Genomic DNA, 18900 nt, shown 5'->3' on the forward strand with positions numbered 1-18900 from the left:
TTAGGTAAGGAGGTGATCCAACCGCAGGTTCCCCTACGGTTACCTTGTTACGACTTCACCCCAGTCATGAATCACAAAGTGGTAAGCGCCCTCCCGAAGGTTAAGCTACCTACTTCTTTTGCAACCCACTCCCATGGTGTGACGGGCGGTGTGTACAAGGCCCGGGAACGTATTCACCGTAGCATTCTGATCTACGATTACTAGCGATTCCGACTTCATGGAGTCGAGTTGCAGACTCCAATCCGGACTACGACAGACTTTATGAGTTCCGCTTGCTCTCGCGAGGTCGCTTCTCTTTGTATCTGCCATTGTAGCACGTGTGTAGCCCTACTCGTAAGGGCCATGATGACTTGACGTCATCCCCACCTTCCTCCGGTTTATCACCGGCAGTCTCCTTTGAGTTCCCGCCATCACGCGCTGGCAACAAAGGATAAGGGTTGCGCTCGTTGCGGGACTTAACCCAACATTTCACAACACGAGCTGACGACAGCCATGCAGCACCTGTCTCAGAGTTCCCGAAGGCACTCCTCTATCTCTAAAGGATTCTCTGGATGTCAAGAGTAGGTAAGGTTCTTCGCGTTGCATCGAATTAAACCACATGCTCCACCGCTTGTGCGGGCCCCCGTCAATTCATTTGAGTTTTAACCTTGCGGCCGTACTCCCCAGGCGGTCGATTTAACGCGTTAGCTCCAGAAGCCACGGTTCAAGACCACAACCTCTAAATCGACATCGTTTACAGCGTGGACTACCAGGGTATCTAATCCTGTTTGCTCCCCACGCTTTCGCACCTGAGCGTCAGTCTTTGTCCAGGGGGCCGCCTTCGCCACCGGTATTCCTCCACATCTCTACGCATTTCACCGCTACACATGGAATTCTACCCCCCTCTACAAGACTCTAGCCAACCAGTTTCAGATGCAATTCCCAAGTTAAGCTCGGGGCTTTCACATCTGACTTAATTGACCGCCTGCGTGCGCTTTACGCCCAGTAATTCCGATTAACGCTTGCACCCTCCGTATTACCGCGGCTGCTGGCACGGAGTTAGCCGGTGCTTCTTCTGCGGGTAACGTCAATTGATAAAGGTATTAACTTTATCACCTTCCTCCCCGCTGAAAGTACTTTACAACCCTAAGGCCTTCTTCATACACGCGGCATGGCTGCATCAGGCTTGCGCCCATTGTGCAATATTCCCCACTGCTGCCTCCCGTAGGAGTCTGGGCCGTGTCTCAGTCCCAGTGTGGCTGATCATCCTCTCAGACCAGCTAGAGATCGTCGCCTAGGTGAGCCATTACCTCACCTACTAGCTAATCCCATATGGGTTCATCCGATAGCGCAAGGTCCGAAGAGCCCCTGCTTTGGTCCGTAGACGTCATGCGGTATTAGCCACCGTTTCCAGTAGTTATCCCCCTCTATCGGGCAGATCCCCATACATTACTCACCCGTCCGCCGCTCGTCAGCAAGAAAGCAAGCTTTCTCCTGTTACCGCTCGACTTGCATGTGTTAGGCCTGCCGCCAGCGTTCAATCTGAGCCATGATCAAACTCTTCAATTAAAAGTGTTTGATGCTCAAAGAAATCGAAAACTTAGCTATTCATAAATGAATTTACTTTTGTTGTTCACTCTTCAAGACTTGATACATCTAATATTTTAGAAGATATCGTCTCTGCGAGTGCCCACACAGATTGTCTGATAATTTGTTAAAGAGCAGTGCAACATTTGCTGCCGTTTCCGGTCTTCTGCGTTGTTGCGAGGAGGTGCATTCTACATCTTCCTCATTCAGTGTCAAGCGTTTATTTTCAAGGCTTTTCACTTTTTTTCTTTGTTCTCTCGGCTAACTCACTTAGCGTGGTTTGCCGTGACAACGAGGACGCATTATAGGGAGTTTTCTGAGGCTGGCAATAGTTTTTTTAAGAAAAAAAATCGTTTGCTTAATTCCACAGCAAAACCCCTAGTTATACGCACTTATCAACAATTTTATCCACAGATGTCCTTTTTACATAAAATTAGCATGTCAAACGCAATCGTTTGCGTTATTATGAGGGCCTATTAAGTAAGATTGATTTTGTGTCCATCTTCTGAAATGTTAGTTAAGCAAACACAATTTCACTGTATTAATGTGATTTAACTTCATCATTACTACCGTTATACCAAACCCAAGGGATAAAACTCATGCAACATCTTCGTCCTATCCGCCGTGCGCTTTTAAGTGTGTCTGATAAAGCAGGTATTTTAGAATTTGCTAAAGCGCTTGTTGAAAGAAACGTAGAACTATTATCTACAGGTGGAACTGCACGTCTATTAGCAGAAACTGGCTTACCTGTTATCGAAGTTTCCGATTATACCGGTTTCCCAGAAATGATGGATGGCAGGGTAAAAACGCTGCACCCTAAAGTACATGGTGGCATTTTAGGTCGCCGTGGACAAGACGATGCAATTATGGAAGAACATGAAATTCGTCCTATCGATATGGTCGTCGTAAATCTTTATCCTTTCGCTAAAACGGTAGCTCGCCCAGATTGCTCATTAGCAGATGCTGTAGAGAATATCGATATTGGTGGACCAACAATGGTTCGCTCAGCAGCGAAAAATCATAAAGACGTTACGATTGTAGTAAATAGTAATGACTATGAAAGAGTGATTGAAGAAATGGATAATCACGAAAACAGTCTTACGTTAGATACTCGTTTTGATTTAGCGATTAAAGCCTTTGAACACACAGCCGCTTATGACGGAATGATTGCTAACTACTTCGGTCAGAAAGTTGCACCTTATTATGGTGATACTTCACAACCATCAGGCACTTTTCCTCGTACCTTGAATCTGAACTATATAAAGAAACAAGATATGCGTTATGGCGAAAATGCGCACCAGCAAGCTGCTTTCTATATAGAAGAGAATATAGAAGAAGCATCTATTGCCACTGCAAACCAATTACAAGGCAAAGCGCTTTCTTATAACAACATTGCTGATACTGATGCGGCATTAGAATGTGTGAAATCATTTTCCGAGCCTGCATGCGTTATTGTGAAACATGCAAATCCTTGCGGTGTTGCAATTGCGAACACGCTCGAACAAGCATATGACAATGCATTTAAAACTGATCCAACCTCTGCATTTGGTGGCATTATCGCATTCAATCGTCCATTAGATGCAAAAACAGCAAGTGCGATCATCGAACGCCAGTTTGTTGAAGTGATCATTGCTCCTTCTATTAATGAAGATGCACTACCAATTTTAGAAACAAAACCAAATGTTCGTGTATTAGCCTGTGGTCAATGGCAAGAGCCAAAACCTGCTTTTGACTTCAAACGAGTCAACGGTGGGCTTTTAGTTCAAGATCGTGATTTAGGCATGGTTAAAGAAGAAAACTTAAGAGTAGTTACTCAACGCCAACCAAGTGAACGCGAACTTAAAGATGCACTCTTCTGCTGGAAAGTGGCTAAATTTGTAAAATCAAATGCCATTGTTTACGCTAAAAATGATATGACAGTCGGTATTGGTGCAGGACAAATGAGCCGAGTATATTCTGCAAAAATTGCAGGTATAAAAGCTGCTGATGAAGGTTTAGAAGTTGCAGGTTGCGCCATGGCTTCAGATGCATTCTTCCCATTCAGAGATGGCATTGATGCGGCAGCACTTGCCGGTGTAACTTGTGTTATTCAACCTGGTGGCTCAATTCGTGATGATGAAGTGATTGCCGCTGCCAATGAACACAACATCGCAATGATTTTCACCAATATGCGTCACTTCCGTCATTAATAGGATATTGATATGAAGATTTTGATTATTGGTAATGGCGGTCGTGAGCACGCTTTAGCATGGAAAGCGGTTCAATCCCCGCTTGCAACACACGTTTTTGTTGCGCCAGGTAATGCGGGAACTGCATTAGAGAAAGGTGTGCAAAATGTTGCAATTAGCGCAACGGATATTCCGTCATTACTGACATTCGCACGAGAAAATAAAATTGATTTAACCATTGTTGGCCCGGAAGCACCACTTGTTATTGGTGTTGTTGATGCGTTTAAAGATGCAGGGCTGACTATTTTTGGCCCGACAAAAGGTGCAGCTCAGTTAGAAGGCTCAAAAGCCTTCACTAAAGATTTTTTAGCACGCCACAATATTCCAACAGCGGATTATCAAAATTTCACTGAAATAGCCCCTGCACTAGAGTATTTAAATAAAGTAGGCGCACCAATTGTTATCAAAGCCGATGGTTTAGCAGCAGGAAAAGGCGTTATTGTTGCAATGACGCAATCTGAGGCTGAAAATGCTATAAAAAATATGCTAGCAGGTAATGCCTTTGGAGATGCTGGGCATCGCATTGTTATTGAAGAATTTCTTGATGGTGAAGAAGCCAGTTTTATCGTCATGGTTGATGGTGAACACGTTATTCCAATGGCAACAAGTCAAGATCATAAACGTGTTGGTGATGGTGATACTGGCCCTAATACTGGTGGGATGGGCGCTTACTCGCCTGCCCCCGTTGTCACTAATGAAATCCACCAGCAAGTAATGGAAAAAATCATTTACCCAACAGTAAAAGGCATGGCTTCTGAAGGTCATCGTTATCAGGGTTTTCTTTATGCTGGGCTGATGATTGATAAACAAGGCGTTGCAAAAGTTATCGAATTTAACTGTCGTTTTGGCGATCCAGAAACTCAACCTATTATGATGCGTATGCAATCTGACTTAGTTGAGCTTTGTTTAGCTGGAGCAAAAGGCAATTTAAAAGGTAAAGATTCTGTTTGGGACCCTCGTCCTGCTTTAGGTATTGTTATTGCGGCTGGCGGCTATCCTGCTGATTATCGCCAAGGGGATATTATCGAAGGCTTAACAGCAACATCGTCCAAAACCGGAAAAGTATTTCAAGCAGGAACAACTCTGAATAATGAAGGTGAAGTTATCACTGCTGGCGGAAGAGTGCTATGTGCGACGGCATTAGGTGATGATATCGAGCAAGCGCAAAAAAATGCTTATGCTTTAGCGGAAGGTATTCATTGGAATGGCGCTTTTTATCGTCATGATATTGGTTATCGTGCAATTGCGCGTTTAAAGAAGTAAGTCACTAAATACAGCAGAAGGGAGTGATCACAAGCTCTCTTTTGTTGGCTCCCATTTGCAGAAATCATGGTCGGCTACCATAAGCAACTGTTTACCTTCTGGTGAATCAAGCCAAGCAACATAAGAAGGTTTACTTGGATTACGTGTTCTCGTTTTTAACCAGCGTTGTTCTGGCCCTTCAAATGAAACACTCACTTTCTCGCCAGCACATGTTGTCATTGTATTTTGATACCAGACACCCTGTACTAAGTTCACTTTTCCAATAGTCAGCGCTTCGCTGATTTCACGTTCTTTACTTGCAGCAAACACCATTCTTAAACGCTCATCTTCTGTTAATGCTCGTTTTTGCTTCTGACTTTCCTGTTGCATGAAAATGACTTCACCACGTTTATTTAAACGAAGGTGCCAAGATGAGGGATCATTTTGATTAACCACTTCAGAACGGACTTGCCAAAGCTTATTCTGGCGATACTCATAGAATGTGATGATAGTTTCTGGCTTTTTATAAAAGCTATAAACGCTCATGATCACTTGAGGCTCTGACGTTTTATTATTTAAACGCCATAGTCGCACAACACCTTCATCTGCAATGTACCCTGTTGCAGAAAATTCAGGGAGTTGTACTGTCGAAGAGCAGGCGCTGAGCAAAAAAGCTGATCCTATTGCTAACAGCCCCTGTCGTTTCAACAAAAGGGGAGTAAATCCCCCTCTATTGTTCATTCCGTTCAAAGGAATTATTTTACTGCGTCTTTCAGTGCTTTACCGGCAGTAAATGCAGGAACATTAGCTGCTGCAATTTTAATTTCTTTACCAGTTTGAGGGTTACGACCAGTACGCTCAGCACGGTGATTTACCTTGAATGTACCGAAACCAACTAACTGTACAGAATCGCCTTCTTTCAGAGCTCCTGTTACTGAGTCGATAAACGCTTCAATAGCAGCTTTTGCCTGAGTTTTTGTCAGATCCGCTTTTTCAGCAACTGATTCGGTTAATTCAGCTTTGTTCATAAAATAGTCCTTAAAGTATGTTTTATCGTTTGAAAAACATCTGGTGAAAAAACTTAACTTATCTTTTTAAGAAGATGAATTAAGTAAAACACCTGAGCCACTTCTTTTCGTACCCAATGTAGAACATACACGGGGGTGATGTGAAGTCTTTAAACGTCGCTTTTCAAGCACCAAATCACGTTTTTCTGATTTAGTGCGTTAATTCTATACCGATATTGCTCATTCCTGCTTCACGAAGGTCTGCACGTAGACCTTTAATCAGCTCGATATCTCTTTCTTCACACTCTACAAGTAGGCGGTAAATTTCCCATTGGATATCGAATTCTTCAATAACAACAGGCAGTGATCTTAGCTCTTCTTCGCTCATTTCTCTTTCTGCTTGTGTCATTTCAAGTGAAGCAACCGTCCCTACTGATAATTTGCTGACTTCAATAGCATGACTTAGCGATTCACCGCTTAAACGAGAGTGAACAACTTCACTCAAGGCGACACAGGCATCAATCGCTGGATAGACGCCGTAAATATCAAATTGAGATGCATCAGGAATAGCTTCTTCTAACTTCTCTAATTGAGAATCAAAATTCACTTTTGCATCTTTCACCGTTAAAGTTTCCCAAACCAGATCGAGAATACGGCGATAAAGCGTTGGATCAGCAAATCCTGTTTCACGACAAAATACCTGATAATTTGGATACATTCGCTCACACAGGCACGCCATAAACGTCAGGTGTTGCCAAGCCTCTAGCTTTTCTAAACGTAAATGGATTGGGTTCTTCAACATTCGTGATTACTCATTTTCTTAACTTAGGCGCAGTTTACCTGAAAATTAAAAATATCCACATATTTCCCGGTCATTTAGAGCTTATTCTTATTCAACTGCTCAAATAATCGCCTATTTGAAGCAATACCATCAGCCCAACGCGTTGGTTCTGGCAATCGATACCCTTTCATACACAACTCAACCCACTGCAAAGCACCTTCCATACTCACTTTATGACCCGGAGATATATACAGGGGTTTACATTTTTTCTTACTGCGATAAATCCACCCTATTTGCTCATTCTTATCCATCAATGGCTCATGACTTCCCATATCTTCATTGACCGCCCGATCAGTACCACATAAACGACTTTTTGCTACGCCAATAGTAGGCGTGTCTACTAATAAACCAAAATGGCTGGCAACACCCAGCCTTCTAGGATGAGCGATACCTTGCCCATCGACAAAAATAAGAGAAGGTTTCTGTTTAATTAATTGCCAAGCAGACAGTAATGCTGGGCACTCTCGAAATGAAAGTAAACCAGGGATGTAAGGAAGAGTTGTAGATATTCGCGCGATTTGGTATTCAAGAATTTCAAAAGAAGGGTAATGCATTATCACGATGGCAGCGCGAGTGACTGCGCCACCATCTTCAAAACCAACATCAGCACCAGCAATATAAGTAGGCATTGTAAATTGGTCTGTCAAAATAACTTGTTGAGCTTTTTCTGTCTGCTCCTGACGCAATTGTGAGGTATTAATCATTATCCTGATGATAAGGCTTCGATAAACGGTGAACCGCATCAATAAATGCACCAGCATGCTCTGGTGGAACATCTTGATGAATACCGTGCCCAAGATTAAAGACATGACCGTTGCCTTTACCAAACCCAGCAAGAATAGTTTCGACTTCTTGCTCTATTCTAGCTGGTGGCGCATACAGCATAGAAGGATCCATATTACCTTGTAAGGCTACTTTATCCCCTACTCGACGACGTGCATCTTCGATATCAATCGTCCAATCTAGCCCTAATGCATCACAACCTGTTGCTGCCATTGCTTCTAGCCAACGACCGCCACCTTTAGTAAATAAGGTTACAGGAACTTTTCTTCCATCGTATTCGCGAATAAGACCATCAACAATCTTATGCATGTAGTGTAATGAGAAAAGTTGGTAATCACGTCCTGTTAGTACACCACCCCATGTATCAAAGATCATGATGGATTGTGCACCCGCTTTAATTTGAGCATTCAAATAAAGGATAATGCTATCTGCGAGTTTATCCAGTAATAGATGTAGTGCTTGTGGCTCTGCGTACATCATTTTTTTTATTTTTGTGAAGGCCTTACTACTTCCACCTTCCACCATGTAGGTTGCCAGTGTCCAAGGGCTTCCCGAAAAACCGATTAATGGCACACTGCCTTGCAATGCATGACGAATTGCACGTACTGCATTCATTACATAGCCAAGTTCGTCTTCAGGATCAGGAATTGGCAGTTTTTGAATATCGGCAAGGCTATTTATTGGGGACTTAAAACGAGGTCCTTCACCAGTTTCAAAGTAAAGGCCTAGCCCCATTGCATCAGGGATAGTTAAAATATCAGAAAATAAAATAGCGGCATCTAAAGGAAAGCGTCTTAAAGGCTGTAATGTCACTTCACATGCCAATTCTGTATTTTTGCACAATGAGATGAAATCCCCCGCCTGTGCCCGTGTTTCCTTATACTCAGGAAGATATCTGCCTGCCTGACGCATCATCCAAACTGGGGTGACATCAACAGGTTGGCGCAGCAGCGCACGTAAATAGCGGTCGTTTTTCAACTCACTCATGACTAACTCCATTAACAGTAATAGGGCCGCAAAATAGTATGTATTGTAACATGCTGGAAAAATAACTGTTGGCAGACAACGCCTTTATTTAGTTCTTTTCTTTATCTTGTCTAATATTCGCTATCGTATCTTCTATTAAGCGTCGCGCAATAGTATCTGGAGGTGGGATCTGTGGTAGTTGATCGTAACGATACCAAGCCGCACTGGTTAATTCAGAAGGATCATGGCGCAACTCTCCTCCATCGTAATCAGCCAAAAACCCCATCATTAAAGAATGAGGGAACGGCCAAGGTTGAGAGGATACGTAGCGAATATTACGAATACGAATATTACTTTCTTCAAATACTTCGCGAGCGACGGCCTCTTCTAAGGTTTCACCAACCTCAACAAAACCAGCGAGCACAGTATAAAGAGGGGAATGCTTATGCCTAACATGATGTGCGAGTAAAATTTTATCTTCATGACGAATACCCACAATAATACAAGGGGCAATCTGTGGGTAATAACGTTCATGACAGTTATCGCATAAACAAGCCCATTCACTCTCACTATGGCGCATTTTAGAACCACAATAGCCACAAAAACGATGAGAACGATAAAACTCTGCTAACTGAACACCACGACCCACTAGTTTAAATAAATTCTCATCTTGCGAGGCGATAAGCCTTGGCGAACACATATCGTTATCCATTTTTCCATGAATAAGCCAAACAGTTTCACCCTGCCATTCACCAACAATTTTGGCGTGTTGACCAACTAGCTCCCAATCCTTTGCAAAACCAAAAGGGAGTTCACCTTTCGGTAACCACACTCGCCCACCGAGGCTGACTGTCCACCAGCCTTTCTCTGATCCCGTTAACGTATATAAATGCATAATGATAATTCTATCCAAAATAATGATATAGAATTAAGGATACTCTCTTTAGTAAGACCCTCTCAATGTATTATGATTATTCTCTATAATTTATTAACATTCAAAAGGGGTTTCATAAATTTTATTTATAATAAAGGAATGCTAATATGACTGATAAAACCCAAAATAAAATTGCGATTTTTGATTTAGATGAAACGCTTTTAGCGGGTGATTCTAGTCGTTTATGGACACGTTATTTATGGGATAAAAAAATAGTCACTGATCCTCATTTCCTAAAACTAGACGAACAAATGATTGCAGACTATTACGCCGAAAAGCTGGATATAAACCAATATCTTTTTCAATATCTAGCATATTTTAAGCATCATAATATAGATAAAATAAATCATTGGATTAATGACTTTACTGAAACAAAAATTCAGCCTCTGCTTTACCCACAAGGAATATCAATAATTACACAATATCGGCAGCAAAATATTCCCGTTATGATTATTTCAGCAACAATGTCCTTTCTCGTTCACGCTATTGCAAAACAACTCAATGTGGATGTTTCAATGGGTATTGATATGCAAATTAAGGACAATCATTACACTGGATTTATTGAAGGTATTCCTACCTTTCGAGAAGGAAAGGTTGAGCGTTTAAATCAATGGAAAGAAGCCAATAACATTAATAGTTTTTATGTTTGTTTCTATACTGATTCATCTAATGACCTTCCATTATGTTACCAAGCGGATCGTGTTATCGCAGTTAATGCAGATAAAAAATTAACTCAAGTTTCGGATGAAAAAGCGTGGGAACAGCAACATTGGAATTTAAATAAATAACCCATGCTGGACTTGTAGTTTTCAAAATCTTTCATATACTGGACTTCTTCTTGTCGGAGTGCCTAGTGTTTATAAGGCTATTATAAACACAGGCTGAGACCGTTAATTCGGGATCCGCGGAACCTGATCGGGTTAATACCCGCGAAGGGAACAAGAGTGATTCGACCTTTTGATAGCTTCATCCGTATATTTTTTATACGCCTATCTGTCGATACTCCCTGCGACCTCCAGACAAGCATTTTTCTCAATATTCACCCGACAGGCTACAGCCTGCATGATATTTATTAGGAAATGCTATGTCCCAAAATCAAACTATATCCGTTAAAGATATTTCACCAACAAACAACAAACTGCGCCCACGAAAAGAGCAGCGTGATGCAGCTCAAGAATTTATCAGCACCATTCAAGGTGTCAGTTTCCCAAATTCAAACCGCATTTACCTCGAAGGATCACGTGCTGATATTCAAGTCCCTATGCGTGAGATCCAACTTGATAAAACGCTAGTAGGAGGATCAAAAGATTCCCCTGTTTTTGAAGATAATGAACCTGTTCCGGTATATGACACTTCTGGCCCTTATGGCGATCCGGCTTCTCAACTCGACGTTAATCTTGGATTAAAAAAAATACGCCAACCATGGATTGATGAGCGCAATGATACTGAAGCGCTTTCACTCTTAAGCTCTGATTTTACACAACAACGTCTTTCTGATGCAGGATTAGAACATCTACGTTTCCCGTTAAAGCCTAATCCTAAAAAAGCCCTACAGGGTAAAAGCGTGACGCAATTGCATTATGCTCGAAAAGGTATTATCACACCTGAAATGGAGTTTATTGCTATTCGTGAAAATATGGGGCGTGAACGTATTCGAAGCGAAGTATTACGTCAACAACATGCAGGATTCAGCTTTGGTGCGCATCTCCCTGACAATATTACCCCTGAGTTTGTACGCCAAGAAGTTGCTGCTGGTCGAGCTATCATTCCTGCCAATATCAATCACCCTGAATCAGAGCCAATGATTATTGGGCGAAATTTCTTAGTGAAAGTGAATGCCAATATCGGAAACTCCTCTGTAACCTCCTCCATTGAGGAAGAAGTTGAAAAACTGATTTGGTCTACACGCTGGGGAGCGGATACCGTAATGGATCTCTCAACAGGCCGTTATATTCATGAAACACGTGAGTGGATCATTCGTAACAGCCCCGTTCCTATCGGCACAGTTCCAATTTATCAAGCACTCGAGAAAGTTAACGGTATTGCTGAAGATCTCACTTGGGAAATGTTCCGAGATACCTTGCTTGAACAAGCAGAGCAAGGTGTTGATTACTTCACTATTCATGCAGGCGTATTGTTACGTTATGTGCCAATGACGGCAAAACGCCTAACGGGTATTGTGTCTCGTGGCGGTTCGATAATGGCGAAATGGTGTTTATCACATCATAAAGAGAATTTCCTCTACGAACATTTCCGTGAAATCTGTGAAATTTGTACCGCTTATGATGTTTCCCTTTCACTGGGCGATGGGCTAAGACCGGGTTCAATTCAAGATGCTAATGATGAAGCACAATTCTCTGAATTACATACTCTAGGTGAACTGACAAAAATTGCATGGGAATATGACGTGCAAGTCATGATTGAAGGCCCAGGTCACGTTCCAATGCAGATGATACGCCGTAATATGACAGAAGAGTTAGAGCATTGTCATGAAGCGCCCTTTTATACATTAGGCCCTCTTACAACAGATATTGCACCGGGTTACGATCATTTTACCTCAGGGATCGGTGCGGCAATGATTGGCTGGTTTGGTTGTGCAATGCTCTGTTATGTCACTCCGAAAGAACACCTCGGCTTACCAAATAAAGACGATGTAAAACAAGGCTTAATTACTTATAAAATTGCGGCTCATGCTGCCGATTTAGCCAAAGGACATCCCGGCGCTCAAATCCGTGATAATGCTATGTCGAAAGCGCGTTTTGAATTTAGATGGGAAGATCAATTTAATTTAGCGCTTGATCCTGAAACCGCACGCCAATATCACGATGAAACCCTTCCTCAAGCATCAGGTAAAGTGGCTCACTTTTGCTCAATGTGTGGTCCTAAATTCTGTTCAATGAAGATAACACAAGAAGTACGTGATTATGCGGCAGGTATGGAACAAATGTCTCAAGCCTTTAAAGAGCATGGGAATGAGCTATACCACAGTGCCGAAATCACTCGTGTTGAGGTGACTGAAAATGAACAGATCCTCTAATACACCTTTTGCATCAACAGAAAAAAAACTTGGACTTTACCCTGTTGTTGATTCTATTGAATGGATAGAACGCCTATTGAAAATAGGCGTTACCACACTTCAATTACGTATAAAAGATAAACAACCAGAAGATATTGAACAAGAGATCATCGAAGCAATAAGGCTAGGAAAACAGTACCACGCAAGACTGTTTATCAATGATTATTGGCAACTCGCCATTAAACATCAGGCTTATGGTGTTCATCTTGGTCAAGAAGATCTCGATATTGCTGATCTTGATGCAATTAAACAAGCAGGATTACGACTGGGTGTTTCCACTCACGATCAAATGGAATTACAAAGAGCAAAGGCGTTACGCCCATCTTACATCGCATTAGGGCATATATTTCCAACTACAACGAAAGATATGCCATCTAAACCACAAGGTTTGAAGGCACTCAAACATCAAGTAGAACAGACACCTGATTTTCCCACTGTTGCTATTGGTGGGATCTCGCTAGAGAGAGTATCTGATGTGATTGCAACAGGCGTCGGGAGTGTTGCTTTAGTCAGTGCAATAACAAAAGCATCTGATTGGCAAAAAGTAACGCGTAAATTATTAGAATTAGTTGAAGGAAAATCGTCATGCTAAATGATAATGATTTTATGCGTTATAGCCGACAAGTGATGTTAGAAGATATTGGCCTAGAGGGTCAAAACAAACTTCAACAAGCAAGAGTACTGATTGTTGGACTTGGTGGATTAGGCTCTCCCGCATCACTTTATCTTGCTGGGGCAGGTATTGGTGAGCTTATTTTAGTTGATGATGATAAGTTGCACGTTTCTAATCTACAGCGCCAAATTCTTTATCGCACTCAAGATATTCCTGAAGCAAAATCGGATATTGCAAAGCAAGCTTTGCTTGCTTTAAATCCAGATATAAAAGTCACTTCTTATAAACAACGTATTGATGATGATTCATTACTTAAATTAGTTAAAGAGGTCGATTTAGTCTTAGATTGCACAGATAACATGCTCACACGCCAAGCGATTAATCGTGCTTGTGTTGCACAACAAATTCCACTTATTAGTGGTAGTGCCGTAGGGTTTAGTGGCCAGCTTATGGTGTTTGAACCTCCTTTTACGCATGGTTGCTATCACTGCCTCTATCCCGATGAAACAGAACCACAACGCAATTGCAGAACAGCCGGAATTCTAGGTCCTGTCGTAGGTGTTATTGGTACACTTCAAGCACTTGAAGCCATTAAGCTACTCTCTGATTTACCTAGTTCTCTAAGTGGAAAGCTACGCCTTTTCGATGGTAGAAAACAAAATTGGAGTACTTTGCGTTTAACACCATCAAAAACATGTCCTGTTTGTCGGGGGGTAGCATGAACATTACCGTAAATGACGAACAATATTTTCTGGATATGCCTGTCACTATTTGTCAGCTCCTTATTCAGCTAGAGCAACCACCAATTGGTGTGGCACTTGCCATCAATGAAACCATTGTTCCCCGTGACAACTGGGAAACACATTTTATTAATGATGGCGATACCATTCTTCTCTTCCAAGCAATTGCAGGGGGCTGATATGTTAAAAATTGCTGATACAACATTCACATCTAGACTTTTTACAGGTACAGGGAAATTTGCAACACCAACACTAATGACAGAAGCCATTAAGGCTTCGGGTAGCCAATTAGTCACGATGGCAATGAAGCGTGTGGATTTAAAAAATGGTAATGATGATTTAATCGCACCGCTTAAATCATTAGGGGTAAAATTATTACCTAACACATCCGGTGCGAAAACAGCACAAGAAGCTGTTTTTGCGGCTCGTTTAGCCAAAGAAGCTTTTGGTACCCATTGGATTAAATTAGAAATTCATCCTGATACTAAATATTTATTACCTGATCCTATTGAAACTCTTAAAGCTGCTGACATTCTTGTAAAAGAAGGTTTTGTTGTTTTGCCCTACTGCAGTGCTGATCCTGTTTTATGTCGTCGTTTAGAAGAAATTGGCTGTGCCGCTGTGATGCCTTTAGGCTCTCCTATTGGCTCTAATCAAGGATTACAGACTCGTGATTTCCTACGAATTATCATCGAACAAGCCTCTATTCCTGTTGTTGTTGACGCGGGCATTGGCGCACCAAGCCATGCTCTTGAAGCTTTAGAATTAGGTGCGGATGCAGTTTTAGTGAATACCGCGATTGCTGTTGCTAAAAATCCTATCTTAATGGCACAAGCATTTAAAGCAGCGCTCGATGCTGGTGAACTTGCTCGACAATCTGGTCTTGCGACACCTGCTTCTGTCGTCAATATGCAAGCACAAGCCTCCAGTCCATTAACCCAATACTTGGGGGCATTCTAATGGAAACATTTTCGGATTATTGGCAACAACTTGACTGGGATGACATTACATTAAAACTCAATAGTAAAACCAATGCGGATGTTGAAGCCGCATTAAATCGCCACATTCTTACACTTGATGATTTTATGGCGCTAATTTCGCCTGCGGGTCGGCATTACTTAGAGCCTATGGCTCAACGTGCTCAACAACTCACGCGACAACGTTTCGGCAACGTTGTGGGGTTGTATGTTCCACTTTACCTTTCTAATTTATGTGCAAATGACTGTACTTATTGTGGTTTCTCAATGAGCAATGCCATTAAACGTAAAACATTAAATGAAAGTGAGATCATTGCCGAATGTAATAGCATCCGCCAATTAGGGTTTGATAGCCTGCTATTAGTAACCGGTGAGCATCAAAGAAAAGTGGGTATGGATTATTTTCGCCAATATATCCCCCTTATTCGAGAGAATTTCAGTTCATTAATGATGGAAGTTCAACCCCTTGCAACAGAAGAATATGCCGAGTTAAAAACACTCGGTATTGATGGTGTCATGGTTTATCAAGAAACCTATCATGAACCCACTTATCAGCTTCATCATCTAAAAGGTAAAAAACAGGACTTCCATTGGCGATTACAAACGCCAGATAGATTAGGGCAAGCTGGAATTGATAAAATCGGTTTAGGTGCATTAATTGGTCTTTCAAGCCAGTGGCGTAGCGATTGTTATATGGTGGCAGAACATCTCTTATTTTTACAAAAACGCTATTGGAAAAGTCGTTATTCAATCTCTTTTCCCCGTTTACGCCCTTGTGCTGGTGGACTAAGCCCCGCATCAGTAATGAGTGAAGCAGAGTTAGTTCAATTGATCTGTGCTTTTCGTATTTTGGCACCTGATGTTGAGCTTTCACTATCAACCCGTGAATCTCCGTATTTTCGTGATAATACAGTACCATTAGCGATAAATAACATTAGTGCAGGTTCTAAAACTCAACCTGGCGGGTATTCTGATAGTCATGAAGAATTAGAACAATTCTCTCCAAATGATAATCGCCATGTTAATGATGTGATTAACGCATTAAAAGAGCGAGGATTACAACCCGTATGGAAAGACTGGGATAATTACTTGGGTCGTTAATTAAAGTTTAAATAATATAAAACCGCCTTTAGTTTATTTAATTACAAATAATAAAGGCGGTTTTTATTAAATAGTTTAATAAAAGTAACATATAATAAATTTAAAAAAATTAAAGAAAAATAAAATATTAAAACAATATATTAGAATGTTTTTAATTTAATATTATATAGAATAGGTAGTTAAATTATTACACTGCTAATTCTTCAAGTTCTTGAATACTTAAACCTGATATTTTCTCAATAAATAAAAGATCAAAGTTCTCTTTTAATAAGTTTTGAGCTAATTCTATTTGTACTATTTTTTTACCGATTTCAATACCTTCTGTTTTACCTAACTCAATACCTTCCGTTTTACCTAACTCAATGCCTTTAGCCCAGCCTATTTCAATACCTACATTCTTACCTAATTCAAGACCTAGATTTTTGCCCAGTTCGATCCCCTCATTTTTGCCTATTTCAAACCCTTCACTTACACCTAAATTAAATCCCTTATTTTCTAATCTCCACGCTATATTCATAATCACCTCTTTGTGGTTATCTACTTGTTCAACTATCTTATTTAAAATGAACTCAAAGTCTGATGCATCCATAATTGAGAATAAATATTCTACAACAGCAACCGTGTCTTCATCTCTGCAGTTTTTCTGATTTATTGCTTTTGATAGAAGTATTGCAATCTCATTAATATCATGACAACTATTAACGTGCTTCATTGCAATTTCCATTACCGCTGCTTTTTTATGAGTCAGCAAAATATCATCATCAATTGAAGTCAAATCAATTAAAGAGAAACTATTAGAATAAAGTTTATTAGCAAGTGAAGTAAGCGGAAAGCATGACATCCAATTAACCGGAAAAGGATAAGGTTTTTTCTTTCCATGATAAAACAGAATGGGAACAACGAGAGGTAAAGATTTATAACCTTGCTGTAAATGTTGATTCATAGTGTAAAACGCATAGTTCATCATACGCCAAGCTATCATTTTATCTGGTCTAGATTGATGCTCTATCAGTAAATAAATAGAAATATCACCCTCTTTGGTTTTCACTAAATACAAAATATCAGACATACGAGAACGTAAGTTAATATCGATGAAAGAAGAATTTTGTAATTGCAACGTTGAAAAATCACAATGACTTTTTAAGTCCTCTGGTAAATGGACAAAGAAAAAGTCTTTCGCATTACTGACATTCATCATAAAACGTTTAAATGCAGAATCATAAGAAGATATGGATATAGATTTTTTCATAACTAGCTCCATGCTAAATTTGGATTGCCAGCTTACAGAAAAAAATGAATTTTTATCACTAAAAAATCATCATAATTATCTGAAAAATATAAGTTATTTATTGATCTTAACTGAATACGTAATAGAGAAATAAAAAATACCTTCAATAAATATCAAAGGTATTTTTTAATATTATAAATTTTCTTTTTAATTATTTATCAACAACAATATTCTCATTCACCACTTCATATTCATCATTACCCACCATCCTCGCAAATTTCTCAATAGGATCTGTACTCAACGCATATAGCCGCTTTAAAGCATAAGGGGGATCACCTAAACGTACTTTTCCTTGTCGTGTCGTCACTGCCAATGTCATTCCTGATGCTTTAGTTGCATTAATTGCTCTTTGGTTATAACCACCAAAAGGATATGCAAAAGCGTATTGATATGGGTTTAATAATCGTAAAACACGCTGGGAGCGCTGTAAATCTAATACGATAGTATGAGATTGGCGACTAAATATAATGGGTTTTTTATTATTATCTAAACGATGTAAAAAATGAGAATGTGACTGAATATCAAAAACATCTCGACTTGATTTCAGTGCCTGCCAACTCATAAACTGTAATGAATTAGGTGCCCATTTGGGCGTTTTAGATTTTATACGTGATGAAATAACAAATAATGTTGCTCTCTGGCCATTTTCTTTTAAAAGTGGATAGGCATAGCGATAAACAGATTGTAAACCATCATCAAATGTTAACGCGACAGCTCGTCCCGGCAAATTAATACTTTTATTTAGATAGCCTGCAACTTGATTTAGTGAAAGCGTTTCATATCCGGCTTCTTTTAAATAATTCATCTGCTCTGTAAAGGCAGTTAATGATGTTGTTGTTGATGTATGACGAAAATTATGATTTTCCGTTACTTTGAGAATATGGTGATAAGTAAGTATCGGTATCCCTAAATCAGGTTTTACATCCTTTGATGAAATATAACCTAAGCGGTCACCTAAAGAGACCTCAAACCAATTGATTTCACTTCCATTAGTATCTTCTTTTACTGTGCGTGATAGCACGGGATAACGTAAATTGGATAAGAGTGTCGCTATTTGTGGGCTAGCAATATCTTTATCACTATAGATGGGGGTATTTTTTGTTGTGATCAGATATTCATAGATAGGGTAATCGGTTTTCTTCGTGCTATCTGATAAGAAACGTATTTTCTTATCAGCCGAAATAGAAGCAATATCTTCAAAATAACCATCTTCTAAATAACCAGCTTCCAAATAACCTTGGGCATTTCCAAATTGTATTTTATGGTAATTATTTATCGCATCTGAAACATAAAATCCCTGATTAGGATATAGCTCAGCAACAGGTCTTAATTTATTACCAATAAAAGTATATAAGGTTTTTTGCTGACGAACCTGCATCAATGTTGTGGTCGGAGTTTCTAAATCCCATTGTGTTTCTGTTGGTATTTCCCTTTCTAAAGGGGTTGCAAAAGCAAGACCAGTAAAAATAAAAAATAGGATAATCAATCCGTTAGTTATTATTCTCATCATTTCGCCTACTTATTGTAGAACAGAAACA

The 18900-nt window shown here is 40.2% G+C and carries 17 protein-coding genes, 1 rRNA gene and 1 riboswitch; of the genes, 9 read left to right on the forward strand and 9 right to left on the reverse strand.

The features are described from left to right. Positions 1-5: 5 nt before the first annotated feature. Positions 6-1548, reverse strand: a 16S ribosomal RNA gene (locus GWI68_RS03515). Positions 1549-2165: 617 nt separating this feature from the next. On the opposite strand from GWI68_RS03515, the gene purH reads away from it, so the two are divergent. Both purH and purD read left to right on the forward strand, forming a co-directional pair. Then, the gene (gene purH / locus GWI68_RS03520) at positions 2166-3755 is read left to right on the forward strand and encodes a bifunctional phosphoribosylaminoimidazolecarboxamide formyltransferase/IMP cyclohydrolase (RefSeq protein ID WP_166539403.1); all 1590 of its coding nucleotides are present in this window, start codon (positions 2166-2168) and stop codon (positions 3753-3755) included. Between the two features lie 12 nt (positions 3756-3767). Further along, complete coding sequence (gene purD / locus GWI68_RS03525) at positions 3768-5057, forward strand: phosphoribosylamine--glycine ligase (protein WP_166539404.1); 1290 nt, start codon at positions 3768-3770, stop codon at positions 5055-5057. 27 nt (positions 5058-5084) lie between these two features. On the opposite strand, the gene GWI68_RS03530 is transcribed toward purD, so the two are convergent. The 6 genes from GWI68_RS03530 to nudC all read right to left on the reverse strand — a co-directional run bounded on the left by GWI68_RS03530 (position 5085) and on the right by nudC (position 9528). Beyond that, a complete protein-coding gene (locus tag GWI68_RS03530) occupies positions 5085-5747 on the reverse strand; it encodes a DUF1481 domain-containing protein (protein WP_227336124.1) in 663 nt (220 codons plus the stop codon). A 44-nt stretch (positions 5748-5791) separates the two neighbouring features. Beyond that, complete coding sequence (locus tag GWI68_RS03535; RefSeq protein WP_004246922.1) at positions 5792-6064, reverse strand: HU family DNA-binding protein; 273 nt, start codon at positions 6062-6064, stop codon at positions 5792-5794. A gap of 190 nt (positions 6065-6254) precedes the next feature. Next, positions 6255-6845, reverse strand: coding sequence for a YjaG family protein (locus GWI68_RS03540; protein WP_072071056.1), 591 nt, complete (start codon positions 6843-6845; stop codon positions 6255-6257). A 74-nt stretch (positions 6846-6919) separates the two neighbouring features. Continuing rightward, complete coding sequence (gene nfi, locus GWI68_RS03545) at positions 6920-7588, reverse strand: deoxyribonuclease V (RefSeq protein ID WP_166539405.1); 669 nt, start codon at positions 7586-7588, stop codon at positions 6920-6922. Continuing rightward, positions 7581-8654: a uroporphyrinogen decarboxylase gene (hemE, locus tag GWI68_RS03550; RefSeq protein WP_166539406.1), complete on the reverse strand. Its 1074-nt coding sequence runs from the start codon at positions 8652-8654 to the stop codon at positions 7581-7583. Before hemE ends, nfi begins: the two co-directional genes overlap by 8 nt. Before the next feature lie 88 nt (positions 8655-8742). Continuing rightward, the gene (gene nudC / locus GWI68_RS03555) at positions 8743-9528 is read right to left on the reverse strand and encodes an NAD(+) diphosphatase (RefSeq protein WP_109410146.1); all 786 of its coding nucleotides are present in this window, start codon (positions 9526-9528) and stop codon (positions 8743-8745) included. A 146-nt stretch (positions 9529-9674) separates the two neighbouring features. Between nudC and GWI68_RS03560 the strand changes: the two genes are divergently transcribed. The 7 genes from GWI68_RS03560 to thiH all read left to right on the forward strand — a co-directional run bounded on the left by GWI68_RS03560 (position 9675) and on the right by thiH (position 16074). Continuing rightward, on the forward strand, positions 9675-10355 hold the full coding sequence (locus GWI68_RS03560; RefSeq protein ID WP_166539407.1) for an HAD family hydrolase: 681 nt from the start codon (positions 9675-9677) through the stop codon (positions 10353-10355). 44 nt (positions 10356-10399) lie between these two features. Further along, a riboswitch (TPP riboswitch) is annotated at positions 10400-10522 on the forward strand. A 129-nt stretch (positions 10523-10651) separates the two neighbouring features. Next, positions 10652-12604 carry a phosphomethylpyrimidine synthase ThiC gene (gene thiC, locus GWI68_RS03565; RefSeq protein ID WP_166539408.1) on the forward strand — a complete coding sequence of 651 codons (1953 nt, stop codon included), beginning with the start codon at positions 10652-10654 and terminating at the stop codon, positions 12602-12604. Continuing rightward, complete coding sequence (gene thiE, locus GWI68_RS03570) at positions 12588-13235, forward strand: thiamine phosphate synthase (protein ID WP_166539409.1); 648 nt, start codon at positions 12588-12590, stop codon at positions 13233-13235. Before thiC ends, thiE begins: the two co-directional genes overlap by 17 nt. Further along, positions 13229-13978, forward strand: coding sequence for a HesA/MoeB/ThiF family protein (locus tag GWI68_RS03575; protein WP_166539410.1), 750 nt, complete (start codon positions 13229-13231; stop codon positions 13976-13978). Before thiE ends, GWI68_RS03575 begins: the two co-directional genes overlap by 7 nt. Beyond that, positions 13975-14175: a sulfur carrier protein ThiS gene (thiS, locus tag GWI68_RS03580; RefSeq protein ID WP_166539411.1), complete on the forward strand. Its 201-nt coding sequence runs from the start codon at positions 13975-13977 to the stop codon at positions 14173-14175. The genes GWI68_RS03575 and thiS overlap by 4 nt, the downstream gene beginning before the upstream one ends. Position 14176: 1 nt before the next feature. Beyond that, positions 14177-14956, forward strand: a complete 780-nt coding sequence (locus GWI68_RS03585; RefSeq protein WP_166539412.1) for a thiazole synthase — start codon at positions 14177-14179, stop codon at positions 14954-14956. Beyond that, the gene (gene thiH, locus GWI68_RS03590; RefSeq protein ID WP_109410153.1) at positions 14956-16074 is read left to right on the forward strand and encodes a 2-iminoacetate synthase ThiH; all 1119 of its coding nucleotides are present in this window, start codon (positions 14956-14958) and stop codon (positions 16072-16074) included. The genes GWI68_RS03585 and thiH overlap by 1 nt, the downstream gene beginning before the upstream one ends. A gap of 187 nt (positions 16075-16261) precedes the next feature. Here the strand turns inward: thiH and GWI68_RS03595 are convergent, their stop codons facing one another. Together GWI68_RS03595 and GWI68_RS03600 are read right to left on the reverse strand one after the other, a co-directional pair. Then, positions 16262-17323, reverse strand: coding sequence for an Rpn family recombination-promoting nuclease/putative transposase (locus tag GWI68_RS03595; protein ID WP_166539413.1), 1062 nt, complete (start codon positions 17321-17323; stop codon positions 16262-16264). A 190-nt stretch (positions 17324-17513) separates the two neighbouring features. Then, positions 17514-18869, reverse strand: a complete 1356-nt coding sequence (locus GWI68_RS03600) for a polysaccharide deacetylase family protein (RefSeq protein ID WP_166539414.1) — start codon at positions 18867-18869, stop codon at positions 17514-17516. Between the last annotated feature and the right edge of the window lie 31 nt (positions 18870-18900).

Origin of the sequence: Proteus sp. G2669, from assembly GCF_009915245.1 — a bacterium.
Lineage (GTDB): Bacteria > Pseudomonadota > Gammaproteobacteria > Enterobacterales > Enterobacteriaceae > Proteus.